This window comes from Variovorax sp. NFACC27 (assembly GCF_048301545.1).
In the GTDB taxonomy this organism is placed as follows: Bacteria; Pseudomonadota; Gammaproteobacteria; order Burkholderiales; family Burkholderiaceae_C; genus Variovorax; species Variovorax gossypii.
Map to the genome: position 1 here is coordinate 7,157,013 of NZ_CP157613.1, position 25,446 is coordinate 7,182,458.

Here is a 25,446-nt window from a genome sequence, read left to right on the forward strand (position 1 = left end):
TCACTCGTCGTTCATCGCTGCTGCGCGTCATGCCATCGAACGGGAGGCCGGCGTAGCTCCCGCCGCGCCGTCTTCCGAATCGCCCAGCGCCACCAGCGGCTTCTTCACGCCGAAAAGCTTCGGCACCATCACAGCGGCCGCGCCCTGCTCCACATTGCCCTGGCCGGTGACGTGGTAGACCACGTTGGCCGCCGAGACGATGCGCAGCGAGTGCGTGACCACCACCACGGTGCGCACCTTGGCCACCGCGAGCAGCGTGGCGAGCAGGTTGCGCTCGCTCTGGAAATCGAGGTCGTTGCTGGGCTCGTCGAGCACCAGCACCGAGGGCTTGCGCAGGAAGCTCATGGCCAGCGCCAGCTTGCGCCGCTCGCCCACCGACACGCCGGTGCCGCCTTCGCCCACCATGGTGCGATAGCCGTCGGGCAGCCGCGAGATGAAGTCGTGCGCACCCGAGAGCTTGCAGGCCGCGACGATCTGCTCGTCGCTCTGGCCCGGCGCGTTGCGGCGCATCACGTCGATGAGCGAACCGCCGAACCAGTAGACCTCCTGCGAGAGGTAGCTGATCCAGCGCGAGAGTTCTTCGCGGCCGAACTGCGAGAGGTCGTACTCGCCGATGCTCACGATGCCGCGCGTGGGCGTGTACAGGCCCGACAGCAGCTTCACCAGCGTGGACTTGCCCGCGCCGTTGCGCCCCACGATCACGTGCAGGCCGCCCGGGCCGATGTCGAGGTCGACGTTTTCCAGCACCGGCTGCTGCGAGTTCTCGGTGAAGCTGAAGCTCACGTCCTTCAGCGTGATGCGGCCCAGCGGCTGGGGCAGTGTCATGCCAGTGGGCGGCTTCTCCACCGGCTCGCGCAGCACGGTCTCCAGGCGCTTGGCTGCTTCCTTCGCGGTGGCTAGCGAGCGCCAGTTCGACACCAGCCCCGCCACCGGCTGAAGCGCCTTGAGCGCCAGCATGTTCGAGGCGACGAGGCCGCCCACCGTCATCCACTGCTCCATCACCGAGACCGCGCCCACGGTCACGACGACGACGGAGAACACGGTCAGCAGCACTGTGGTGCCGTCGCGCGCGCTCTCGATCTGGCCGTTCTTGCTGAAGCTCTCGGCGAGCCAGGCGTTGTAGGTCTGGCGCCACATCTCGACGGTGGGACCGTCGTTGGCCTGGGCCTTGAGCGTCTCGCGCGCGTTGCAGATCTCGGCGGTCACGCGCTCCAGGCCGCGCCCGCGCTGCACTTCCTCGACGCGGCCGGAGCGCACCTCGTCGGCCCACCACCACGCGAGGAAGGACATGATCGCGAGGAACAGCAACACCACCGGCAGCACCGGCAGCGCGACGATGCCGATGACCACCAGCGCGAAGACGGCCATGGGCAGGTCGAAGATGGATTGGGCCAGCCCGCCGGTGATGGTGCCGCGCACCGAAGCCACGTCGCGGAAGTACAGGTGCCACACCGACGCGGGCCGCGCCTCGAGCGCGCGCAGCGGCCGGCCCAGCATCGAATCGAGCAATGCGCCCGAGACACCGTGATCGACGATGGCGCCCGCATTGCGCAGCAGACGCGAGCGGCGCGTGCGCAGCCAGAACTCGATGCACAGGAAAAACAGGATGCCGCTGACCAGCGCCGCGAGCGTCGACGTGCCGCTGCGCGAGAGCACGCGGTCATACACCTGCAGCAGGAAGATCGAGGGCAGCAGCCCGAACAGGCTGATGGGCAGCGAGCGCCATGCGGCGCTCTTCACGAGCGGGTAGGCGGCGCGGAACGCGGCGTTCAGCGCGCCCGCGTAGGGACTGGCACCGGGCTCGTCCGGAGTCTCGGCAACCAGTTGGCTTGGCAGGAGGAACTTGATCATGGAGAAGAGCCGGTTCGTCGTGCAATGACGCCTGCGTCATTATCAACTGTTACCCGGCTGTTACAAGGCAAAAATTGATGCGCGGTGCGCTTCAAACACACATCAGCAAGACAGCTTCTGCCCTCTCGTCACATCGGCCCTGATCCCATGAACCGGCTCCGGTTGCGCGGCGCTTCCCGTAACCGCGCAACCGGCCGGCCTCCCTGCCCTGGCCTCCCCTGTCTGTCCGGGCAAACCCTGTGCGAACACCAGCGCGATGTTGGCGCACAGCAGCATGCACAGCACCCATGCGCACAGCAGTTGCAGCCAGCCCAGCCACCAGCGCCGCGAGGGCTCGCGCCGCAGCCGCGGCTCATGATCGAAGAAGGGCGAATGCAGGAGTGCGTTCCATCTCATGGCAGTGCTTTCAAAACGCGGGCCAGCCTCGACAGGCCGATGCCCGCGGAACTCTTCGCCAACACCCAGTCGCCGGGCTGCAGCAGCCCGCCCAGCGCGGTCGACAGGTCGGACACGTCGACGAACCAGTGCGAGCGGACCTTGGTGCGGATGCGCGCATGCAGCGCGCGCATCAGCGGTCCGCACAGCAGCACGCGGTCGGGCTGCGATGCAAGCAGCTCGGCCTCGAGGTCGAGGTGGTGGCGTTGCGCGGTGGGGCCGAGCTCCTGCATGTCGCCGAGGATCGCCACTCGCCGCGCCGGCTCGCAGGGCGCCTGCGAGAGCAGCTCCAGCGCCGCGCGCATCGAGCTCGGGTTGGCGTCGTAGGTCTCGTCGATCAGCTTGAAGCTGCCGCCGCCGATGTGAATGGTGTGCAGCGCGCCGCGTCCGCCCGGCGGCTCGAAGTGCGCGAAGGGCTCGACCGCGGCCGCCAGCGGCAGGCGCATCGCCTGCAGTGCAGCGAGCGCCGCGATGGCGCTCGCGCCCATGTGGCGTCCCGGCGCATTCAGCCGCAGCTGGAAGGGCTCGCCCGCCACCAGCGCCTGCACCTCGCCGTGGTCGAAGCCGAGCAGGCGCACGTCGGCGTCCCTGTGCTCGCCGCAGGTCACGATCTGAAGCTGCTGCGCCATCGCCGCCTCGGCGAAGGTCGCGAACTCGGCCATGTCGCGGTTGAGCACCACGCTGTCGCCCGGCACCATGGCCTGGAAGATCCGGCTGTCGAGCCGCGCGGCCGCTTCCGAGGGGCCGCGGTGCTTCTGCGACGCGGTCGAGAGCCCCGTCACCACCATGAGCGACGGGCGCACCAGTTGCGCGGAAGCCGGCATGTGCGAGGTGCCCATCTCCAGCACCCAGTAGGCCGCATGGCGCGGCATGCAGGTCATGTTCCAGGCGATGCCCGACGGCAGGCTGATGTTGCCCTCGGGCTGGCCGACCTCGCCCCACACGGTCAGCGCGCCGGCCAGCATGGCGGCCACGGTGCCGCTGCCCGCGCCGCTGCCGAGCACGCCGCACACGCGGCCCGCGAATTCGGCGCGCGCATGGTCGCCCAGCTCCAGCACGGCCTGCAGCACGTTCGACACCTTGAGCACGGGCACGCGCTTGTCGAGATGCGGCTTGGGGTCGGAGCACAGCACGGCCGCGGCCGGCTGCAGCACGCCCTTGAGCGTGACCGCCGCCAGCGGCGTCTTCGAGGGCCGCGTCTGGTGGTCGAACACCACGCGCCCCTTGCGCATGAAGGAGCGCTGCGCAACGCCGGCGGCGCGCCATCCGTCCTCGGGCTTCACGACCCATTCGCCGCCGGTGACGCGAGCCATCTCGCTCGCGGTCCACACGGCGCCGTCGTCGCGGCCTCCGCCGGAGCCCGTGCCCGCGGCGCCCGGCGAGGCCCGCCGCTCCACCAGGTAGCGGTGGTAGGCGGCGAAGCCCGAGAGGTACTGCTCGACGTCGTCGATGCGCACGCGGAACGAGTGGTGGCGGATGAAGAACGAGCCCACCACCGTCGACGGACGGCGGAAGTACATCGCCATCTCGGGCCAGAAGAAGCCGTTGAGCAGGTAGTGCGCGCGGTAGTCGAGCGCGCGGTAGAACTTCTCGGTGTCGAGCTCGTCCAGAAGGTGCCGCATCGCGGGCATGCCTTCGAGCCGCTGGAGCATCTGCTGCGCGGCCAGCATGAGTTCGAGCAGCGTCGGGAAGGTGGTCTTCCGGTCGAGCACGAAATCGAGATACCCCGCCACGTTCTGCAGGCCGAAGCGGAAGTACTTCTCCTGCGGGCTCCAGTGCGTGAGCTCGTGCACGCAGCAGCTGAGCCAGTGGTCGTGCGCCTGCCAGTGCTGGCTGGCGATGAAATGGTCGAAGGCCTTCTCCACCACGGCAAGCCATTGCGGCTCGCGCGTGAGGCTGTACAGGCGCATGAGTCCGTAGGCCGCCTCGCCGTCGTAGTAGATGATGCGCGAGGCCTGCTTGACCGTGAGGTCGGCCGCGTGCAGCACGTGGTTGAAGCGTCCGGTGGCCGGGTCCTGCAGCGAGACGATGCCCAGCGCGAGCCGCTCCAGCAGCGGCAGCCAGCGGCGCGTTTCCATCAGCTCGCAGTACTTCACCAGCGCGAGCACGCAGGCCGCGTTGCCGCCGAGCTTGATCTCGCCGCCGGTGTCGACCAGGAAGGCCACGGCGCGGCCGTCGAGCAGCGTGTAGTCGCGGATCAGCGATCCGGTGAGATGGTCCAGCGCCCGGTCGATGGCCGCGCGCAGCGTCTCGTCGCGCGTGAGCTCCCACGACTCGAGCATGGCGTAGACCGCGCTCGCGTGGCGCATCGCGTCGTAGGTCGGGATGCGGCGGTCGAAGCACGGGAAGTAGCCGTACACGAAGAGGCCGTCGCCCTGCACCTGGCGCGCCAGGTACGACGAGCCGCTGCGCACGAGGTCGAGCACCGACTGCGGATTGAGCGCCGGCAACTGCCGACGACCCGCGTCGAGCCCCGTGCCCACCAGCTTGTGCACCACGCCATCGGGCTGGCAGAACACACCCACGGTCGCGAGCAGGTAGACCGGCTGGTCCGCCGACATGTCCAGCGGCGGCGAGCGCTCGAAGCGCGCCTGGCTGTAGACCTCGAAGTTGCGCGCGTTCACCACCGAGTGCGGAATGGTCGAGTCGCCGCACAGCATCGCGTTGGCGTTGAGCTCCTGCTCGGTGAAGGCCATCGAGAAGTCCTTGTCGAAGGCCAGCCCGAGGCGGAAGTAGTTGCGCTTGACGGCGGTGAGCTGGGTCTTGAACTGGGCCCAGTCCATCGGGCTCGCGCCCTCGACCCAGTCGATGCGCAGCCACGGCGACACGATGCCGCGCTCGCGCACCCAGCTCTCCATGTGTCCGGCGCCCTCGCGCCAGGCGGTCTCGAAATCGGCGGCCCGCGCGTGCACCACGTGCGCACGTTGCGAGCCGTCGCTCACGGAGAAGAACAGCGTGAAGGCCGGATACGGGGCCGGCAGCGCCGCGCACACCGACACAAGGCGTTCGTGGCAGGCGTGGAGCTGGTCTGTGAAGGACATCATTCGGCCCCGTTCGGATGCGGGAAACCGGCCACGCCCGTCATCTGCTTTCGCTCTGGTGACGTGTGCGCGGACCGGGAACTGCCACGACCGAAGTCATCGCGGTGATCCGGCCTCAGCGATAGCTGAATTCGGCTCTGCGATTGAGCTGATAGCCCTCCTCCGTGGTTTCGTTCGATGCGGGCTTTTCCAGGCCCCAGCTGATGGCCTCGATGCGTTCGGCGGGCACGCCGAGCTGCGTGAGCGCGCGCGCCACCGAGTCGGCACGGCGCTGGCCCAGCGCCAGGTTGTATTCGCGGCCGCCGCGCTGGTCGGTGTGGCCCTCGATCACGACCCGGCTCTGCGGCCGGTTGCGCAGGAAGCTCGCGTGAGCCTCCACGATGTTCCGGTCGCCGGGCCTGATGTTGTATTTGTCGAAGTCAAAGTAGACGATCTTCGGCACGCCGACCGGTCCGTTCTGCACCGGCGGCGGCGGTGCCGGCTCCACCTTCGGCACCGCGGTGGCGGCCTTGTTCGAGTAGTAGTAGGTCGCATCGTCACGACCGCTCTTGGGGGCCGCGCAGCCCACGAGTGCTGCGCCGAGCGCGACGATGGCCAGTGTCTGGAAGTTCTTTTTCATGTTGGTCCTTTCGCGGGACAGGCCGGTGGCGGCCTGTCCCTGGTGCTGCAGCAAGCTCCCTCGCCCCTCTTCCTTCTGTTGTCTGTTTCCGGACGATCAGCCCAGCAGGCCGTGCAGGACGTTCGTCACGGGCGACACGGCGTGCTCGACCAGGCTGGTGATCGGGGTCACGACCTCGGTCACCAGCGGGGTCACGGCATGTTCGACGCCGCTCACCGTGCTGTTGACGGCATCCGCCACCGGAGCGACCGTCGTCGTGGCGCCTGCCAGGATGTCGGTCACCGGAGCGGTCGCGTCGTGCACTGCGCTGGTGGCGCTCGACACGACCGGAGCCGCGGTGTCGGTCACGCTGCCGGCGACGTCGGTCACCGGCTGCAGGATGTTGGCCACCGCGCCGTCGCTGCCGGTCAGGCCGCCGAGCAGGCTGCCCACCAGGCCGTCTTGACCCAGGAGGCTGCCGACGAGGCCGTCACTGCCGAGTACGCCGTCGAGCAGGCCGCCGGCGTCGCCACCGGTCACGCTGCCGAGCAGACCGCCGACGAGACCGTCGCTGCCGAGGACACCGTCCAGCAGGCCACCAGCGTCGCCGCCGGTCACGGTGCCGAGCAGACCGCCGACCAGGCCGTCGCTGCCGAGTACGCCGTCGAGCAGGCCGCCGGCGTCGCCACCAGTCACGGTGCCGAGCAGACCGCCGACCAGGCCGTCGCTGCCGAGTACGCCGTCGAGCAGGCCGCCGGCGTCGCCACCAGTCACGGTGCCGAGCAGACCGCCGACCAGGCCGTCGCTGCCGAGTACGCCGTCGAGCAGGCCGCCGGCGTCGCCACCAGTCACGGTGCCGAGCAGACCGCCGACCAGGCCGTCGCTGCCGAGTACGCCGTCGAGCAGGCCGCCGGCGTCGCCACCAGTCACGGTGCCGAGCAGGCCACCGACCAGGCCGTCGCTGCCGAGCACGCCGTCGAGCAGGCCGCCAGCATCGCCACCGGTCACGGTGCCGAGCAGGCCACCGACGAGTCCGTCGCTGCCGAGCACGCCATCCAGCAGGCCGCCAGCGTCGCCACCAGTCACGGTGCCGAGCAGGCCACCGACCAGACCGTCGCTGCCGAGCACGCCGTCGAGCAGACCACCAGCATCGCCACCGGTCACGGTGCCGAGCAGGCCGCCGACCAGGCCGTCGCTGCCGAGTACGCCGTCGAGCAGACCACCAGCGTCGCCACCAGTCACGGTGCCGAGCAAGCCACCGACGAGACCGTCGCTGCCGAGCACGCCGTCGAGCAGGCCGCCAGCGTCGCCGCCGGTCACGCTGCCGAGGAGGCCGCCGACCAGGCCGTCTTCACCCAGCACTCCGCCGAGCAGACCACCGTCACCGCCAAGCACGCCACCCAGCAGGCCGTCGTCGCCCAGCACGCCACCGAGCAGACCACCGTCACCGCCGAGCACTCCGCCCAACAGGCCGTCGTCGCCGAGAACACCACCGAGGAGGCCGCCGTCGCCACCGAGCACTCCGCCCAGCAGGCCGTCGTCACCCAGCACACCACCGAGCAGACCGCCGTCACCGCCGAGCACGCCGCCCAGCAGACCGTCGTCGCCCAGCACGCCACCGAGCAGACCACCGTCACCGCCGAGCACTCCGCCCAACAGGCCGTCGTCGCCGAGAACACCACCGAGGAGGCCGCCGTCGCCACCGAGCACTCCGCCCAGCAGGCCGTCGTCACCCAGCACACCACCGAGCAGACCGCCGTCACCGCCGAGCACGCCGCCCAGCAGGCCGTCGTCACCCAGCACGCCGCCGAGGAGGCCGCCGTCGTCACCCAGAACACCGCCGAGCAGACCACCGTCACCGCCGAGCACGCCGCCCAGCAGGCCGTCGTCACCCAGGACACCGCCAAGGAGGCCGTCGCCGGACAGGACGTTGGCCACGCCGTCGGTCAGGTAGTCGACTTGCGCCGTGACGCCGTTCAGCAGCGCCGCCGTCGTGTTCGTGCCGAGCAGCTGGTCGGTCAGCGGGCTCAGCAGGCCCGCGGCACCGCTTGCCACCTGGCCGACGAGGCCGTCGACCGGGTCGAGCACGTTGGGGTCGTTTTCCGAGAAGCTGGTGCCGAGCACCGGGCCCAGCAGGCCGCCGACCGTGTCGGTCAGGCCGTCGGCGACGCCGACCACCGGTCCGAGCACATTGGTCAGGCCGAGCCCGCCGAGCACGCCTTGATTCAGGCCGTCGACCAGGTTGCCGAGCACGCCGTCGGCCGGGTCGAGCAGCGCAGCGCCGGTGCCGGGGGTGCCGCCACCGCCGACGCCGTCCAGCAGACCGCCGAGCAGGCCGCCGACGATGCCGTCCTCACCCAGCAGGCCACCGACCGGGCCTTCTTCGCCCAGCAGGCCGCCGACCAGGCCGTCCGGCCCGAGCAGGCCGCCAGCGACGCCGTCGTCGCCGAGCACGCCGCCCAGCAGGCCGTCGTCACCCAGCAGGCCGCCGACAAGACCGTCGTCGCCGAGCAGGCCACCCACGAGGCCGTCGCCGCCCAGCAGGCCGCCGACCAGACCGTCATCGCCCACCACGCCACCCAGCAGGCCGTCGCCACCGAGCAGGCCTCCGACGAGACCGTCGCCGCCCAGCACGCCGCCGAGCAGGCCGTCATCGCCGAGCACACCGCCCAGCAGGCCGTCGCCGCCCAGGACACCGCCGAGCAAACCATCGTTGCCGAGCAGACCGCCCACGAGGCCGTCGTCACCCAGCAGGCCGCCGACCAGGCCGTCGTCGCCGAGCAGGCCACCCACCGCGCCGCCAAGCAGACCGCCTTCGCCGCCGAGCAGGCCGCCCAGCGGGCTGTCGGCGATGATGCCGGAGATGGCGCCGTCCTGGCCGAGCAGGCTGTCGACCAGGCCGCCGTGGCCCAGCAGCTCGCCGGTGAGGCCGCCGCTGCCGAGCAGGTTGGAAAGGGTGCCTTCGCCGCCCAGCAGGCCGCCGACCAGGCCGTCGTCGCCGAGCAGGCCACCCACCGCGCTGCCGTCGCCGAGCAGGCCGCCCAGCAGGCCGTCGTCACCCAGCAGGCCGCCGGTCAGGCTGCCCACCGCGCCGTCGCCCAGCAGGCCGCCGACGAGGCCGTCGTCGCCGAGCACGTTGCCCAGCAGGCCGCCCACCGCGCTGTCTTCGCCGAGCAGGCCGCCGACGATGCCGTCGTCACCGAGCAGGCCGCCCACGAGGCCGTCTTCGGCCAGCAGGCCGGACACCAGGCTGCCTTCGCCGAGCACGTTGTCGAGCACGCCGCCCAGCAGGCCGTCGTTGCCCACCAACTGGTCGGTGAGGCCGCTCAGGCCGAGTGCGTCGGTCAGGCCGCTGATGATGCCGTGGTCACCGACCAGGTTGGTCAGGCCGTTGTCCAGCGCGTCGGTCAGGTAGTCGACCTGGCCCAGCACCGTGCCGAGGATGGCGGTGGTGGCACCGGCACCCAGCAGGTTGTCGAGCGTGGGGCTCAGGCTGTCGCCCAGCAGGTCGGTCACGCTGCCGACGGTGTTGTCGATCGGGTCGAACTGGTTGGGGTCGTTCGGCGTGAACTCGCTGCCGAGCAGCGGAGCCAGCACGTCGTCGAGCGTGTCGGTCAGGCCGTCGACCGCGTTGGTGACCGGCGTGAGCGAATCGCCGAGGCCGAGCGCGCCGCCGAGGCTGTCCACGGCGTGGTTGACGAGGCTGTCGCCGGGGTTGAGGAGGGCGTCGCCGTCTGCGTCTGCGTCTGCGTCTGCGTCTGCGTCTGCGTCTGCGTCGGCATCGGCATCGGCATCGGCATCGGCATCGGCATCGGCGTCTGCGTCTGCGTCAGCATCGGCATCGGCGTCAGCGTCGGCATCGGCATCGGCATCGGCATCGGCGTCAGCATCGGCGTCGGCATCGGCGTCGGCGTCGGCGTCGGCGTCGGCGTCGGCATCGGCGTCGGCGTCGGCATCGGCATCGGCATCGGCATCGGCATCGGCGTCGGCGTCGGCGTCAGCGTCAGCGTCAGCGTCAGCGTCAGCGTCAGCGTCGGCATCGGCATCGGCATCGGCATCGGCATCGGCGTCAGCATCACCGTCCGCATCCGCGTCGGCGTCGGCATCCGCATCAGAGTCGGCATCCGCGTCGGAATCGCCAGGGTTGGTCGGGTTGCCCGAACCGACGAGCAGCGGGAACGCGCTGTCGCTGCCGCCGCCACCGCCGCTGAGCGCGGCACCCAAGGCTGCGGCGCCCAGTGCGCCCAGTGCGAATTCACCCAGCCCGATGCCGCTGCCGGCAGCGAGCTTCTTGGTGACGGCCAGGGCAGCGGCATCCGCATCGCTGTCGGGCGGGGTCACCTGCAGGTCGCCCGAGGCGACATCCACATTCACTTGTTCGAGGCCGCCGGGCAGCTTGGTCGAGCCGATGGTGGCGTCGGTGCCGCCGGTGAACACACCTGCGAGCGGGGCCTTGTTGGTGGCCGATCCGGGGAAGAGAACATTGGCGTGGCCGTCCTGTGGAACGATCACGCGGTCGCCGGCCATCAGTGTCTGATTGCCATCGACGGGAATGCGGACACCGTCGCGCATCACCGCAACGCCTGGCGTGGCATTCGATAATGTGCCGATGCCGGCGGGGGCCGCGGTTGCGGCTGGTGCCGCCGAACTCACCACGCCGGGAGTGCCGAGCGGTGTGACGGTAGCCTGGGCGATGACCACAGGAGCAGCGCCAGCGGCGGCAAGTCCCTCGGTCGTATTGGTCGATGCTTGTTGAGCGGTCATGGCAGCCTTCTGTGACAAAAGATGCCTACTCAGGGGCAACTAGCGTGCCGCTTTTTCCGCGCCCCATGCCAAAGCGGCCCGGAGCATCGCAACCTGTTGATTCGTATGGAAAATTTTCTTTTTGGCGGGCTGCCTGCGGGGTGTGGAAACAGCTCGTAAGCAGGTCATTTGGCGAATCGTTACGTAACGAAGTAACGCCGCGTACCCGGAACGTCCGACACATCCGAGGGCTCGTGGACACACCTGCGGATGCGCCTGCAAGGGCGCCCGCGAGCACCGCCCCCACTCTTCTTTCCTTCACCTCTATATAGATATGTTCAACCCCTCCCAGGAAGACGTGCGCCGCTTCTTCTGCGACGTCTACGCCAAGCATCGGCAGGGCCTGCCGATGGAAGCGCTCGAGACCATCGCCGCCGGCTGGATCGACCAGCACCCCGAGTACCACGAGGACCTGGCCGACGCCGACGCGGCGGTGGCGCGGGTCTACGACGGATCGAACGGGCGCGAGAACCCGTTCCTTCATCTGTCGATGCATCTGTCGATCAGCGAGCAGTGCTCCATCGACCAGCCGCGAGGCATCCGCCAGGCGGTCGAGCTGCTGGCGGCGCGGCGCGGTTCGCTGCTCCATGCGCATCACGAGGCGATGGAGTGCCTGGGCCAGATGATGTGGGAGAGCCAGCGCGCGGGTCGGCCGCCTGATGGCGAGGGCTACGTGGCCTGCGTGCAGCGCCGAGCCACGAAAGACTGACGACTAACCGCCGGCCTTCGGCTTTTTCCTGGCCCTTGCCGGAACGGCGCCCTGTTCCTTCGCCGCCTCGCGCAGCAGCGCGGCCATGGCGGCGCGCAGGGCCGAGGGCTCTGCGTCGCTGCGCTGCAGCAAGCCGACCGGCTCCTCGGTGCCGCCGGTCTCTATGCGCAGCCGCACGAGGCGCCCGTCGGTCAACTCGCTTCGCGCGGCGCCCAGCGGCGTGATCCACACCGCGTCGGACACCGCCACCAACGCGCGCGCCACCGCCACGTCGAGCGTCTGCAGCGCATTGGCCGGCAGCACGAGACCGCGCGCCGATAAAAAGCTCTCGGTGTTGTGGCGCGGGATCGTGCCCTCGCCGTACACCACCAGCGGATAGGCCAGCACCGCCTGCACAGACACCGCCTTGTGCGCCAGCGGATGGCCGGCGCGCACGGCGAACACCAGCGCCTCGGTGTGCAGCAGCTCGAAGCTCAGGCCGCCCATCAGGCGCGGATCGCTCATGCGGCCGACCACCAGGTCGAGCTCGCCGGCGCGCAGCTCGTCGAGCAGCGCGGCGTTGGCCGCGCTCTTCACCACGATCTGCACCGAGGGCCGGCTGTCGCGCAGCCGCGCCAGCGCCAGCGGCAGCAGGGCCGGGGCCACGCTGGGCAGCGCGCCGATGCGCAGGCGCTCGATGCGCGCGCCCGTCTCCGGTGCCACGGCCTGCGCGCTGGCGTCGAGCGCCTCGAGCACGCGCAGCGCGTGCGCGAGCAGCTGCTCGCCGGCGGCCGTGAGTCCCTGCACGCCGCGCCGGCCGGCCTTGCTGCGCTCGACCAGCCGCGTGCCGGCGATCGCCTCTAGCTCCGAGAGCGTCTTCGACACCGCCGGCTGGCTCAGCGCCAGCCGCTCGGCGGCGCGCGCGAGATGGCGCTCCTGCGCCACCGTGACGAGGCAGCGCAGGTGCCGCAGCTGCACGTTGCGCACGAAGTCCTGGCGAAGATCGGTGAGCGGGTCTTTCAAGGGTGGGCTTTCAATTCCCTATGGTTATTGAAAACGTAGCAATCTTCAATTTACATCATCGGATGCCGCTTCTAAAGTGGCGGCTTCCGGATTCGTCCCACGACAGGAGACAACGTTCATGTTGACCAAGACCAAGGGCGCCTCGCCCATCCTCACGCCGCGCGACTGGGATGCCCACCCCAGCTACGTCTACCCCGGCTACAAGTCCACCGTGAAGCGCGGCCCGCAGAAGCCACTCATTCCGCTGAAGGCCTCGCTCGGCGAGCTGCAGCAACCGGTGTACGGCCACGACAGCATCGGCGAGTTCGACAACGACCTCACGCGCAACGCTCGCCGCAACGGCGAGCCGCTGGGCGAGCGCATGATCCTCACCGGCCGCGTGCTCGACGAGCGCCGCCGCCCGGTGGCCAACACGCTGGTCGAGCTGTGGCAGGCCAACGCCGCCGGCCGCTACGTGCACAAGGTCGACCAGCACGACGCGCCGCTGGACCCCAACTTCCTCGGCGCGGGCCGCTGCCTCACCGACAGCGAAGGCCGCTACCGCTTCCTCACCATCAAGCCCGGCGCGTACCCGTGGGGCAACCACCCGAACGCCTGGCGCCCGCAACACATCCACCTGTCGCTGTTCGGCCAGAGCTTCGCGAGCCGCCTGGTCACGCAGATGTACTTCCCCGGCGACCCGCTGATGCAGTACGACCCGATGATCACCGGCACGCCCGAGCGCTACCGCAACCGCCTGATCGCCGACTTCAGCCTCGACATCACCGAGGAAGGCTACGCGCTGGGCTACCAGTTCGACATCGTGCTGCGCGGCGCCGACGAAACGCCCTTCGAAAACCGATGAGCCAGGAGACACGCATCATGCTGATGACCGCACAGGAAGCCGACTTCGGCCAGACCCCCTCGCAGACCGTGGGCCCCTACTTCGCCTACGGCCTCACCGCCACGCAGTACGGCTACGACTTCGACCAGCCCTTCGACGCCGTGCTCGCGCTCGACGATGCCAAGGGCCAGCGCATCCGCCTCGAAGGCCGCGTGATCGACGGCGACGGCAACCCGATCAACGACGCGCTGGTCGAGATCAGCCAGCCCGACGGCGAAGGCCGCTATCCGCAGACGCCCGAGGAAGCGCGCGCCATGGGCTTTCGCGCCTTCGGCCGCGTGGGCACCGGCACGCACGAAGGCAACCGCTTCGTGTTCCACACCGTCAAGCCCGGCGCCGAATCGCCCGGCGAGGCACCGCACATCAACGTCATCGTGCTGATGCGCGGCCTGCTGCTGCATGCGTTCACGCGCGCGTACTTCAGCGACGAGGCCGAGGCCAACGCGAAGGACGCGGTGCTTCAGAGCGTGCCGGCCGACCGCCGCCATACGCTGATCGCCGAGCGCGTGGAGCAAGGCGGCGCCGTCACCTATCGCTTCGACATCCGCATGCAGGGCGCGGACGAGACGGCGTTCTTCGACGTCTGAGCCACCGATCTCTCAGGGAAATCCCCGACACAAAAAAACCCGCAGCAGCGGGCTTTTTTGTTTGTGCGCAACGAAGCGCCTGCACTGAACGCTTATTCGGCGCCGTGGTGGATGCGCGACTCGGGCACCGTCTTCAGTTCACCAGGCAGCGAGCTGATGTAGCTGGCCAGCGTCTTGAGCTCGGCGTTGGTGAACTTCTTCTCCTCGACCTGCTGGCCCATCACCGCGTTCGAGCGGCCCAGGTGCGAGTTGTTCTTCACGCGGTACGACTTGAGCGCGACGAACAGGTAGTCCGCATGCTGGCCGGCCAGCTTGGGCACGGTGCCGTCGTTCGGCGTGTTGAAGTTGGCGCCGTGGCACTTGGTGCAGCTGTTGTCGGCGTTGCGGGTGATGAGCGCTTCTACGTTGGCGGGCGTGGCCTTGGCCAGCGTGGCCGGCGGCGCGCTGCCGTCCTTCAGGCCGAGCTGGCTGTAGTAGGCGGAGATGTCGGCGATGTCTTGGTCGGTGAGCGTGTCCGCGATGGCGCGCATGGTGGGATGCTTGCGGTCGCCGCCCTTGTACGCGGTGAGCGCCGCCGTGATGTAGGTGGCGCTCTGGCCAGCGATCATCGGCACCTTGTGAATCTCCGGGAAGCTGGCCTGGTAGCCGATGATGCCGTGGCAGCCCACGCACATCTGTACCTTCTTTGCTCCGTCCTGGGCCTTGCCAGTGACTTGTTGGGCTTCAGCCGAGACCGTCACGGAAGCGACAGCAAGGGCAAACATCGTGGTCAACAACTTGTTCATTTTGCGCGCACAATCTCGTGGAGAGTACAGTTTTTCGGATCAACATTCGATTATATGCAGGGGTCCCCTGGAACCCTGTGCAGGCCAACCCTGAGGCTGCACGACGCACATCGGGTGTGTTCTTTTCTCCACCCCCGTCCTCGTTCCATCCGTTCCATCCATCGCACTCATGAAATTCCAGGGCTCAGACAACTACGTCGCCACTCAGGACCTGATGCTCGCGGTCAACGCTGCCATCACGCTCAAGCGCCCGCTGCTCGTCAAGGGCGAACCCGGCACGGGCAAGACCATGCTGGCCGAGGAAGTGGCCCAGTCGCTCGGCCTGCCGCTGCTGCAGTGGCACATCAAGTCGACCACCAAGGCGCAGCAGGGTCTCTATGAATACGACGCCGTGAGCCGCCTGCGCGACTCGCAGCTGAAGGACGTCGACGGCGGCGAGCGCGTGAGCGACATCAACAACTACATCGTCAAGGGCGTGCTCTGGCAGGCCTTCACGGCCGACCAGCCGGTGGCGCTGCTCATCGACGAGATCGACAAGGCCGACATCGAATTCCCGAACGACCTGCTGCGCGAAATCGACCGCATGGAGTTCTACTGCTACGAGACGCGCGAGCTCATCCGCGCCAAGCACCGGCCGGTGGTGTTCATCACCTCGAACAACGAGAAGGAGCTGCCCGACGCCTTCCTGCGCCGCTGCTTCTTCCACTACATCAAGTTCCCCGACGCGGAGACGATGAAGCACATCGTCGGCGTGCACTTCCCCGGCCTCAAGCAGGAACTGCTCGCGGCCGCGATGAAGACTTTCTACGACGTGCGCAACCTGCCCGGCCTGAAGAAGAAGCCTTCCACCTCCGAGCTGCTCGACTGGCTCAAGCTGCTGGTGGCCGAGGACATCCCTCTCGAGGCGCTGCAGAGCAAGGACGACAAGGTTGCCGTGCCGCCGCTGGTGGGCGCGCTGCTCAAGAACGAGCAGGACGTGACGCTCTTCGAGAAGCTCGTCTTCATGCAGCGCAACAACCGCTGATCCATGAGCAGCCAGAAACACTCCACCAGGCAGCTCATGAAGCTGGGCATCGCCCAGGCCGTGATGTTCATGGTGGGCGCGCTGCTGGGCCGCGGGCTCGGGCTGCTGCTGGGCCTCGACGCCTTCGGCAGCGGCGAATACAACAAGCGCGAGCTCATCGGCATCGCGCTCATCGGCCTGGGCGGCGGCGCCGGCGCGCAGGCCGCGCGCTTCTGGTACGTGGGCAAGTACGGCGACCCGCGCGGCTGAGGAAGCCCGCGAAGAGCCTGGAGGAAAGAATGGCATTCGTCGAACCCGTCACGCTGAAGGCCCGCGGCATCGCGCTGGTGCCGCTCGCGCCGGCCCATGAAGAAGGCCTGCGCGCCGCGGCCGCCGACGGCGAGCTGTGGAAGCTGCGCGTCACCTCCGTGCCCGAGCCGGAGAACACGCGCACCTACATCGAGACCGCACTCAAGACCGCGGACCGCTTCGCCTTCGCCGTGACCGAAGAGTCCACCGGCACCGTGCTCGGCAGCACCAGCTACCACGACATCCTGCCGGCCGTGAAGCGTGTGGAGATCGGCTACACGTGGTACGCCGCGCGCTGCCAGCGCACGCATGTCAACACCACCTGCAAGCTGCTGCTGCTCGCGCATGCCTTCGACACATTGGGCTGCAACGTCGTGGGCTGGCGCACCGACAACTTCAACTTCGCCTCGCAGCGCGCCATCGAGCGGCTGGGCGCGAAGAAGGACGGCGTGATCCGCGGCAACGTGATGCGCCGCGACGGCACCATCCGCGACACCGTCATGTACAGCCTGCGCGCGGGCGAATGGCCCGAGGTGAAGGCGCAGCTGCTGTACCTGCTCGACAAGCCGCGCGGCTAAAAGCGCCGGCGAGCGACGACAACACACAACGAAGGAGCGCCACCATGCTCATCGACTTCTTCTACACCCTGCGCTCGGCCAAGCTGCCGGTGTCGGTCAAGGAATACCTCACGCTGCTGGGGGCCCTGCAGGCCGACGTGGTGGGCCCCAACTCCGACGGCGCCCACAGCCTGGACGACTTCTACTACCTCTCGCGCACCGCACTGGTGAAGGACGAGAAGCACTACGACAAGTTCGACCGCGCCTTCGCCGCCTACTTCAAGGGCGTGGAGATGCTGACCGACTTCACCAAGGAAGTGCCGCTCGACTGGCTGCGCAAGACGCTCGAGCGCGAGTTCACGGCCGAAGAGAAAGCCAAGATCGAGAAGATGGGCTGGGACGAGCTCATGGAAACGCTCAAGAAGCGCTTCGAGGAGCAGAAGGAACGCCACGAGGGCGGCAGCAAGTGGATCGGCACCGGCGGCACCTCGCCATTCGGCAACGGCGGCTACAACCCGCAGGGCGTGCGCATCGGCGGCGCGGGCAAGAACAAGAGCGCCGTGAAGGTGTGGGACCAGCGCGCCTACAAGGACTACGACGACACGCAGGAGCTCGGCACGCGCAACATCAAGGTCGCGCTGCGCAGGCTGCGCAAGTTCGCGCGCGAGGGCCACGATGAAGAGCTGGACCTCGACGACACCATCCACTCGACCGCCGCCAACGCCGGCTTCCTCGACATCAAGATGCGGCCCGAGCGCCACAACAACGTCAAGGTGCTGCTGCTGATGGACGTGGGCGGCACGATGGACGAGCACATCCAGCGCGTGGAAGAGCTGTTCTCGGCCGTGAAGACCGAGTTCAAGCACCTGGAGTTCTTCTACTTCCACAACTGCGTGTACGACTTCATGTGGAAGAACAACAAGCGCCGCTTCTCCGAGAAGTTCGCCACCTGGGACATCCTGCGCAAGTACAACAAGGACTACAAGCTCATCTTCGTCGGCGACGCGACCATGAGCCCCTACGAGATCCTGCAGCCCGGCGGCAGCGTCGAATACAACAACGAGGAAGCCGGCGCCGAGTGGATCCAGCGCCTCACGCACACCTTCCCGAAGTTCGCGTGGATCAACCCCGAGCCGCAGGGCGTGTGGCAGTACCGCCAGAGCATCGCGGTGATGCAGCAGCTGATGTCGAACCGCATGTACCCCCTCACGCTGCGGGGCCTCGAGGAAGCGATGCGCATGTTGTCCAAGTAGGACGATGCCGGCGATCCGGCCGGGCCTTCAGGAACCGGCCGGGCTTGCTGTCAGAATCCGCCCATGGTCAGGGCGGTTCCTGTTTCTTCGCCGGCATGGTGGCCGGCTTTCCTTTTGTTCGGCGTCCTGCTCTTGCAAGGCTGCAGTCTGCTGCCGAAAAAGGAATCCGCCGAAGAAAACAAACCCGTGACCGGCCTCGTTCGCAGCGGCACGGCCGGTGCCGGCACCACCGCGTCCGACAAGGATGAAGAAGGCGACGACAAGAAGGCCGGCAACAAGCGCGACGCCTTCACCGTCGACGTGCGCGGCCCCGAGATCGTGCGCGACTACCTCAAGCTTCACCTCGAGATCCAGCGCTACCGCGAGCTCGACGACCTCGGCGCGACCGAGATCTCCCGCCTCATGGTGGCGGCCGAGACCAACGCCCGCGAGCTGCTCGCCACGCTCGGCTACTTCACCCCCACGCTGACACTGGAGCTCAACGAGACGCCGCAGGGCGAGAAGGCCCCGCGCGAGATCGTCATCAACGTCTCGCCCGGCGAGCTCACCAAGGTGAGCAACGTGCAGATCAGCTATGCCGGCCCCATCGCCGACGATGCCGCCGCCGAGTCGCAGCGCGACACCATCCGAACCGCATGGGCCCTGCGCGCCGGCCAGCCCTTCAGCCAGCAGGCCTGGGACGAGGCCAAGACCACGGCGCTGCGCAGCCTCACCGCCAGGCGCTTCCCCACAGGCAGCATCCAGATCAGCCGCGCCGAGGTGGATGCCGACCGCAGCGAAGCCCGCCTGAGCGTCACCTACCAGTCGGGCCCGGCCTACAAGTTCGGGCCGCTGGTGCTGCGCGGCATCCAGCGCTACGACCCCGACGGCGCGCGCCGCATCGCGCGCCTGCCCAGCGGCCAGGACTACGACCAGCAGAAGCTGCTCGACGCCCAGCAGCGCCTGGCGAGCAGCGGCTACTACGACTCGGTGTTCCTCACGCTCGACACCGAGAGCGCCGACCCGCTGGCCGCGCCCGTCATCGCGCAGCTGCGCGAGGCGCCGCTGCAGAAAGTGGTGCTGGGCGTGGGCTTCACCACCGACAACGGCCCGCGGCTTTCGATCGACCACATCCATAACCAGGTCCCGCTGCTGGGCTGGCGCGCCGTCTCGCGGCTGTCGGTGGACAACGACATCAAGTCGCTGTCGACCGAGTTGAAGGCCATTCCCGACGACCGCGGCTGGCGCTGGTTCTCCGGCGCCGAGCTCAAGAGCGAGCAGTCGGGCAGCTACGTGGTCGACAGCGGCCGGCTGCGCGGCGGGCGCAGCAAGTCGGGCGACCACATCGACCGCAGCTACTTCCTGCAGTACGACTACGCACAGAACCGCGGCACCAACGCACCGCCCTCGGCCTCGGCCGTGACGGCCAACTGGGGCTGGACCGGGCGCTACTTCGACGACAACGCCACGCCCTCGCGCGGCTTCGGCCTCGCGCTCGAAGTGGCTGCGGGCTACACGCTCACCGGCGAGCAGGTGCCCTTCACGCGCACCTATGCGCGCTGGCTCGGCGTGCTGCCGCTGGGCTCGGCCGAGGACAAGGAACTGCGCGCGCGCCGCAGCCGCCTGCAGCTGCGCGTGGAGGCGGGCGCGGTGTCGGCCAAGGACAGCGCGCAGATCCCCTCCACGCTGATGTTCCTGACCGGCGGCGACACCACCGTGCGCGGCTACAGCTACAAGCAGATCGGCACCGTGCGCGCCGACGGCACGACCGTGGCCGGCCGCTACCTCGGCGTGGCCAGCGTGGAGTGGCAGCGCCCCTTCGTCTACAACAACAAGCTCACCGAATGGGAGAGCGTGGTGTTCGTCGACGCCGGCGCCGTGGCCGACAAGCCCGGCGAACTCAAGCCCAAGGTCGGCGTGGGCGTGGGCGCGCGCTGGCGCAGCCCGGTCGGGCCGGTGCAGGCCGACCTGGCCTACGGCGTGGACTCGAAGAAGTTCCGCCTGCACTTCCGCCTCGGCTTCACCTTCTGACGCAGGCAACGCCAGATGCAGACCGACGACGACAACAAGTCCACGCCGCCCTCGCCTCCCCGCCGCTCTCGCGCGCGGCGCGCGATGCGCGCCCTCGCCTGGACCATCGCCGGCCTGCTGCTCGCGGTGGCACTGCTGGTCGCCGGCGCATGGTGGTGGCTGGGCTCCGACACATCGCTCGCCTTCGCGCTCGCTCAGGCGGCGCAGCGCCTTCCGGCCGGCCAGACGCTGGAAAGCCGCGACGTGAGCGGCTCGCTTCGCACCGGCGGGCGCATCGGCTGGCTCAAGTACCAGAGCGAGAGCATCGCCGTGGAGGTGAACGACGCCACCATCGGCTGGCAGCTCGCGCCGCTGCTCCAGCGCAAGGTGCAGCTCGGCGAGGTGCACGCGAAGCAGGTGCTGATCGAGAAGCGCGGCCCGCCGAGCGACAAGCCCACCGAGCCGCTCGAACAGCTCGCGCTGCCGGTCGAGGTCGAGCTGCCCTTCCGCGTGGATGAACTGCGCTGGGCCGGCCCGCCCGTGCTGCAGGCGCTCAATCTCTCGGGCAACTACAGCTACAAGGCGGCCGAGCATCTGCTCGAGGTGAAGGGCGTGGACATCGCCGACGGCCACTACAGCACCCGCGTGAAGCTGCAGGGCCCCGCGCCGATGGCGATCGACGTCGCGCTCGACGGCCGCGTGAAGGCGCCGCTGGCCGAGGACCACGACATCGACGTGCTGGCCTCGGCCACCGTCAAGGGCACGCTCGCCGGCACCGCCGCGCGCCTGCAGGTGGCCGCCGAGCTGAAGCCCGCCGAGGAGAACGCAGACGCCCCCATGGAAGCCAGCCTGCAGGCACAGATCGCGCCCTGGCTGCCCCAGCCGGTGATCGACGCGAAGGCCGACCTGCGCAATGTCGACGCATCGAGCCTGTGGCCCGGGGCCCCCGAGACAAGGCTCACCGGCATCGTCGAACTCCAGCCCGACGCCGACACCGGTCCCTCCGCATGGAAGGCCTCGGCCGACATCCGCAACGCCGTGCCCGGCCCCTGGGACCAGGAGAAGCTGCCTCTCGAACAGGTGCTGGCCAAGGTCGGTTTCGACGGCACGAGCTGGACGATTTCCGAAGCCACCGTGCGCGCGGGCGGCGGGCGCATCGACGCGGCCGGCAAGTGGAGCCCCGCGCCCTCCCCCTGGCAAGCCCAGGCCACGGTGCGCGGCGTGCGGCCCGGCGCGCTCTACAGCGAGCTCTCGGGAGCGCCGGTCAGCGGCCAGCTCAAGGCCGAGCAGAAGGAAAGCACCATCGTCTTCGACGCCAACCTGCGCGCCGAGGGCGGCGCGGGCAGCAAGGCCCTGCCCGGCTTCGCACTCGACCGCGCGCTGGCGCAGGGCCAGTGGAAGGACCAGGTGCTCGACCTGCGCACGCTGCGCATCGAGGCGCAGCGCGCCAGCGTCGACGGCCGCCTGCAGGTGCGCGTGGCCGAGCAGGCGGCGAGCGGCAAGCTGGCCCTCGCGTTGCCCGGCGGCAGCGCGCAGGTCGAAGGCCGCATCGCGCCGGATTCGGGCAGCGGCGAGATCAGGGCCGCCATCGACGATGCGGACACCGTGCAGCGCTGGGTCCAGGGCCTGCCGGGGCTGTCGAAGGTGTTCGCGGACGCGAGCGTCAAGGGCTCTGCGAAGCTCGACGCCAGCTGGCAGGGCGGATGGCGCACCATCCAGCGCCGGCTCGAAAACCCCAACGCGCCCGCACCGCGCGGCAGCACCGAACCCAACATCAAGGCAGCGCTCGGCGTGCCCCGCCTGGACCTCGCCCTGCCCTCCGAGCAACCCGGCGGCGCCCCCACCTCCGTCCAGGTGCGCAACCTGCAGGCCGACCTTGCCGGCAGCCTCGCGCAGGCCACGCTCGCGCTGAAGGGCGAAGCCGCCACCGGCACGCAGAAGATCGACATCGACACCCGCGCCAGCGGCGGCATCGCCGGCGCCGGCCAGTGGCGCGCGGCGCTGGCCAGCCTGAAGCTGCAGGCGCAGGACAGCGCCCGCCCCGGCGCGCCATGGGTGCTGGAGCTGGGCCGCGAGGTCACGGCGACGATCCGCACCGGCAACAACAGCGCCGGCACCGCGCCTCGCCTCGACGTCGAGGCCTCCGCTGCCTCGGCCACGCTGCGCGGCCCCGTGCCCGGCACGGTGCGCATCGACTGGCAGCCGCTGCGCTTCAGCCAGAGCGGCGCCGCGCCCAACCGCGTGTTCCGCCTGCAGTCCAAGGGCCAGATGCAGGGGCTGCCGATGGCCTGGGCGGGCGCGTTCGGCGCCAACACCACGCTCGGCGAATACGGCATCAGCGGCGACCTGATGTTCAACGGCGACTGGGACATCGACGCCGGCGACACGCTGCACGCCAAGGCTCGTCTCGCGCGCCAGAGCGGCGACATCCGCGTGCAGGCGGGCGAGGCCGCGCTCGTCACGCGCATCACCAGCACCGGCACGGGCACCGCCAGCGAGCGCACGATGAATTCCGCCTCGGCCAGCGGCGACGCGCCCAGCACGCCTGCCGGCCTGCGCCAGGCCGAGCTGCGCCTCGACGCCGACGGCGACGCCGTGCGCGCTGTGCTCGCATGGGACAGCGAGCGCGCCGGCAAGATCGACGCCGACATCAACACCCGCGTGCAGCAGCGCGCGGGCGGCTGGCAGTGGGCGCCCGACGCGCCGCTGGGCGGCACCATCAAGGCCACGCTGCCGAACCTCGGCGTGTGGTCGATGCTCGCGCCGCCGGGCTGGCGCATCGCCGGCACGCTCGACGCCAGCGCCACGCTCTCGGGCAACCGCGCCGTGCCGCGCTGGAACGGCACGCTAGGCGCCGACAAGCTCGCGCTGCGCGCGCCGGTGGAAGGGCTGGACCTGCGCGACGGCCGGCTGCGCGCCACGCTCACCGGCGAGCGCGTGGAGATCACCGAATTCACGCTCAAGGGCGGCGCCGGCAGCTCCGCGCGCATCGGCGGCCAGAGCGGCAACCGCAGCACCACCGCCAGCGAAGCCCGCACCGATGGCGGCACCCTCTCCGCCACCGGCGACCTCAGCTGGGGCCCGGCCACCGGCAGCGCGACGGGCATCCGCATGGCGCTGCAGGGCCAGCTGCGCGCGCTGCGCGTGCTGGTGCGCACCGACCGGCAGGTCACGCTCTCGGGCGACCTGCAGGCAAAGCTCGACAACGGCCAGTTCACCGTGCGCGGCAAGCTCAAGACCGACCGCGCCGTCATCATCCTGCCCGACGAGACCGCGCCCAGTCTGGGCAGCGACGTGGTCGTGCGCTCCGCTGCCAAGGACCGCGAGGCCGCCGAGGCGGCGCAGCGCGAATCCGCCCGCGCCGACGCGCAGGCCGCGAAGCCGCAGACGGCCAAGCCGCCGGACGTGGCCGTCGAGTTCGACCTCGGCGACGACTTCGCGGTGCAAGGCCGCGGCATCACCACGCGGCTCGAAGGCAACCTGGAAATCCGCAGCACCAGCCTGAACGCGCCACCGCGCATCACCGGCGAGGTGAAGACCGTGAAGGGCCAGTACCGCGCCTACGGCCAGCAGCTCGACGTCGAGACCGGCATCGCGCGCTTCAACGGCCCCTTCGACAACCCGGCGCTCGACATCCTCGCGATCCGCCCGAACCTGTCGCAGCGCGCGGGCGTGCAGATCACCGGCACCGCCCAATCGCCGCGCGTGAAGCTGTATTCGGAGCCGGCGCTGTCCGATGCCGAAACGCTCTCGTGGGTCATCCTCGGTCGCGCCTCGGCCACCAGCGGCGGCGAGTCGGCGCTGCTGCAGCAGGCCGCGCTGTCGCTGCTCGGCAAGATCGGCGGCGCCACCACCGGCGGCAGCCTGGCCAGCCGCTTCGGGCTGGACGAACTCGGCTTCAAGGGACCGGGCAACGGCGGCGACCTGCGCGAATCGGCCGTGACGCTGGGCAAGCGCCTGTCGAAGGACTTCTACATCACCTACGAACGCAGCATCGGCGGCACCTTCGGCACCCTCTTCATCTTCTACGACCTGACGACGCGCCTCACCCTGCGCGGCCAGGCCGGGCAGACCAGCGGCCTCGACCTGATCTACACGGTCAAGTACGACTGAGGACCGGGAGCGTATTGCCCCGACTTCGGCGCGCGATCAGCAAGGCACGCCCTTTCGCCCGGGTCAGACCGACTGTCGGGCCCTCTCGAGCTCGGCGTGCGCCAGCACCCGTACGTCCGTGGCGGGCTGCGCCGAGCCGTTCCTGAAGAAGGGACTCTGGCGCCAACGCCCCGTGAAGCGGGCGCCCAGCACGAAGCGTGCAATCTTCAAGGTGCCGACAAGCGCTTTGAACCCCGGTTTGGCGACAGGCCCCTTCGCATGGGTGGGATTGACGTCGAAATGTCCCGGCCATGCTTGGGCCACCTGCTGCGCCGACTCTCCGAGGCAGCTGTGCACGATCCCCACGTACGACATCTGGGGCCGCCGGACGGTGTTGGCGATCGGGGTCCCGCAGCAGCTCGCGTACCAGCGATAGAGGCCCTTGTCGGTGAGCGAGAGACACGCCAGCTGGTCGCTGCCCTGCGTGAAGGCGAGGTTGCTCTGCAGCGAGGCGACGATCGCCGTTCCGCCGTTCGCATCCACCGTGCGCTCCGGCGCGCCGAGCGCATGCGCGGCGGTCTGGCAGTCGCGGCAATAGCACACGAGCCTGAGGGCCTGGTCGGGGAAGGCCAGCGCGCCGCGCACTTGGCCGCAGCGGCAGCGGATGGGGTGAGGTGTGCTCATGGACGAAGGAGAAGAAGAGTTGAGGGGCGCAGGTCGGTCACTTGCCGATTCCTATCTGCTGCGGGTACTGCTGCTGGTGCTGCTCGCGCCGGCGACGATGAAACGAAGCATGTTCTCGAGCACCTCGTCGAAGTCCGCGGAACGACCGAGCTTTCCGGCCAGTTGAAGGGACACGGCTCCGTGGATTGCGCTCCAGAAGATCCGCCCCAGCAGGCGCGGATCCCCCACGAGGGAACCGTCCGTGACCAGTCGCTCCATCGGAGCCGTCATGATCTGCTCGGCACGCTGCGCAGCCCTCTCCAGGTCCGGGAAGTCCGAAATCGCGGGATGCGGCAGATCGAACATGAGCTTGTACGCCCGTGGGTTCTCGAATGCGAAGCGAAGGTAGGCCTTGCGTACCGCAGCCGAACGCTCCCAGGCGCTGCCCTGCAGCCCGAACGCATCCTCCAGGGCTTGCGAGAAGCGATCGAGCGCAGCCGCGGTGACGGCGGCAAGAATTTCGTTCTTGTCGCGAAAGTAGCGGTACGGCGTCATCGCGCTGCAGCCCAGCTGTTGCGCAAGTTGCCGCACCGAGACGCCTTCCACGCCTTGGTCGGCAAAGGCGCGCTCTGCGACGTCGAGCAGGCGACGGCGGAAGTCTTGGACCTCCGCATCTGACAACACTTTGGGCATGTCGTATTCAGTCTGCTTTTATTATTTACACAGTAAATATACGACGTAAATAAATCTTGAGCAAGCGTCCTCATTGACGCTCTCGGCGGAAGCGATGTGAGCAGTTGATCAACTGAACTGCACCAGATGGAAGTCGGCACGACGATGCTCGAGGATTCGTCAGCAGCGGTCGTTGCTCGATATCGCGCAGCAC

At 69.2% G+C, this 25,446-nt stretch carries 17 protein-coding genes; 9 read left to right on the forward strand and 8 right to left on the reverse strand.

The features are described 5' to 3' along the window. Nucleotides 1-27 precede the first annotated feature (27 nt). From ABL840_RS33610 to ABL840_RS33625, 4 genes are all read right to left on the reverse strand, one after another. Nucleotides 28-1,851 carry a peptidase domain-containing ABC transporter gene (locus tag ABL840_RS33610; protein ID WP_093304397.1) on the reverse strand — a complete coding sequence of 608 codons (1,824 nt, stop codon included), beginning with the start codon at nucleotides 1,849-1,851 and terminating at the stop codon, nucleotides 28-30. Nucleotides 1,852-2,243: 392 nt separating this feature from the next. Next, the gene (locus ABL840_RS33615) at nucleotides 2,244-5,330 is read right to left on the reverse strand and encodes a glutamate ligase domain-containing protein (RefSeq protein WP_093304399.1); all 3,087 of its coding nucleotides are present in this window, start codon (nucleotides 5,328-5,330) and stop codon (nucleotides 2,244-2,246) included. Nucleotides 5,331-5,442: 112 nt separating this feature from the next. Then, nucleotides 5,443-5,946: a peptidoglycan-associated lipoprotein Pal gene (gene pal, locus ABL840_RS33620; RefSeq protein WP_093206713.1), complete on the reverse strand. Its 504-nt coding sequence runs from the start codon at nucleotides 5,944-5,946 to the stop codon at nucleotides 5,443-5,445. 96 nt (nucleotides 5,947-6,042) lie between these two features. After that, complete coding sequence (locus tag ABL840_RS33625; protein ID WP_418116099.1) at nucleotides 6,043-10,689, reverse strand: hypothetical protein; 4,647 nt, start codon at nucleotides 10,687-10,689, stop codon at nucleotides 6,043-6,045. Between the two features lie 313 nt (nucleotides 10,690-11,002). On the opposite strand from ABL840_RS33625, the gene ABL840_RS33630 reads away from it, so the two are divergent. Then, nucleotides 11,003-11,437 (forward strand): DUF1841 family protein, encoded by a 435-nt coding sequence (locus tag ABL840_RS33630; RefSeq protein WP_019656213.1) that lies wholly within the window; start codon nucleotides 11,003-11,005, stop codon nucleotides 11,435-11,437. Nucleotides 11,438-11,440: 3 nt separating this feature from the next. On the opposite strand, the gene ABL840_RS33635 is transcribed toward ABL840_RS33630, so the two are convergent. Next, a complete protein-coding gene (locus ABL840_RS33635; RefSeq protein WP_093304401.1) occupies nucleotides 11,441-12,439 on the reverse strand; it encodes a LysR substrate-binding domain-containing protein in 999 nt (332 codons plus the stop codon). A gap of 118 nt (nucleotides 12,440-12,557) precedes the next feature. On the opposite strand from ABL840_RS33635, the gene pcaH reads away from it, so the two are divergent. Both pcaH and pcaG read left to right on the forward strand, forming a co-directional pair. Continuing rightward, nucleotides 12,558-13,283, forward strand: coding sequence for a protocatechuate 3,4-dioxygenase subunit beta (gene pcaH, locus ABL840_RS33640; protein WP_093304403.1), 726 nt, complete (start codon nucleotides 12,558-12,560; stop codon nucleotides 13,281-13,283). Between the two features lie 17 nt (nucleotides 13,284-13,300). Beyond that, a complete protein-coding gene (gene pcaG / locus ABL840_RS33645; protein WP_093304741.1) occupies nucleotides 13,301-13,909 on the forward strand; it encodes a protocatechuate 3,4-dioxygenase subunit alpha in 609 nt (202 codons plus the stop codon). 92 nt (nucleotides 13,910-14,001) lie between these two features. Here the strand turns inward: pcaG and ABL840_RS33650 are convergent, their stop codons facing one another. Continuing rightward, nucleotides 14,002-14,694: a c-type cytochrome gene (locus ABL840_RS33650; protein WP_093206570.1), complete on the reverse strand. Its 693-nt coding sequence runs from the start codon at nucleotides 14,692-14,694 to the stop codon at nucleotides 14,002-14,004. A gap of 169 nt (nucleotides 14,695-14,863) precedes the next feature. Between ABL840_RS33650 and ABL840_RS33655 the strand changes: the two genes are divergently transcribed. The 6 genes from ABL840_RS33655 to ABL840_RS33680 all read left to right on the forward strand — a co-directional run bounded on the left by ABL840_RS33655 (nucleotide 14,864) and on the right by ABL840_RS33680 (nucleotide 23,918). Next, nucleotides 14,864-15,718, forward strand: coding sequence for an AAA family ATPase (locus ABL840_RS33655; protein ID WP_093206569.1), 855 nt, complete (start codon nucleotides 14,864-14,866; stop codon nucleotides 15,716-15,718). A gap of 3 nt (nucleotides 15,719-15,721) precedes the next feature. Continuing rightward, nucleotides 15,722-15,967, forward strand: coding sequence for a hypothetical protein (locus tag ABL840_RS33660; RefSeq protein ID WP_093206568.1), 246 nt, complete (start codon nucleotides 15,722-15,724; stop codon nucleotides 15,965-15,967). A 29-nt stretch (nucleotides 15,968-15,996) separates the two neighbouring features. Next, a complete protein-coding gene (locus ABL840_RS33665; protein WP_093304406.1) occupies nucleotides 15,997-16,584 on the forward strand; it encodes a GNAT family N-acetyltransferase in 588 nt (195 codons plus the stop codon). Between the two features lie 44 nt (nucleotides 16,585-16,628). Beyond that, the gene (locus ABL840_RS33670) at nucleotides 16,629-17,816 is read left to right on the forward strand and encodes a vWA domain-containing protein (protein WP_093304408.1); all 1,188 of its coding nucleotides are present in this window, start codon (nucleotides 16,629-16,631) and stop codon (nucleotides 17,814-17,816) included. Between the two features lie 63 nt (nucleotides 17,817-17,879). Beyond that, nucleotides 17,880-19,826: an autotransporter assembly complex protein TamA gene (locus tag ABL840_RS33675; protein WP_093304410.1), complete on the forward strand. Its 1,947-nt coding sequence runs from the start codon at nucleotides 17,880-17,882 to the stop codon at nucleotides 19,824-19,826. A 15-nt stretch (nucleotides 19,827-19,841) separates the two neighbouring features. Beyond that, on the forward strand, nucleotides 19,842-23,918 hold the full coding sequence (locus ABL840_RS33680; RefSeq protein WP_093304412.1) for a translocation/assembly module TamB domain-containing protein: 4,077 nt from the start codon (nucleotides 19,842-19,844) through the stop codon (nucleotides 23,916-23,918). A gap of 63 nt (nucleotides 23,919-23,981) precedes the next feature. Here ABL840_RS33680 and ABL840_RS33685 read toward each other — a convergent pair whose 3' ends face one another. Together ABL840_RS33685 and ABL840_RS33690 are read right to left on the reverse strand one after the other, a co-directional pair. After that, nucleotides 23,982-24,581: a DUF6151 family protein gene (locus ABL840_RS33685; RefSeq protein WP_126471270.1), complete on the reverse strand. Its 600-nt coding sequence runs from the start codon at nucleotides 24,579-24,581 to the stop codon at nucleotides 23,982-23,984. A gap of 51 nt (nucleotides 24,582-24,632) precedes the next feature. Next, nucleotides 24,633-25,253: a TetR/AcrR family transcriptional regulator gene (locus ABL840_RS33690; protein WP_093304418.1), complete on the reverse strand. Its 621-nt coding sequence runs from the start codon at nucleotides 25,251-25,253 to the stop codon at nucleotides 24,633-24,635. Nucleotides 25,254-25,446: the final 193 nt, after the last annotated feature.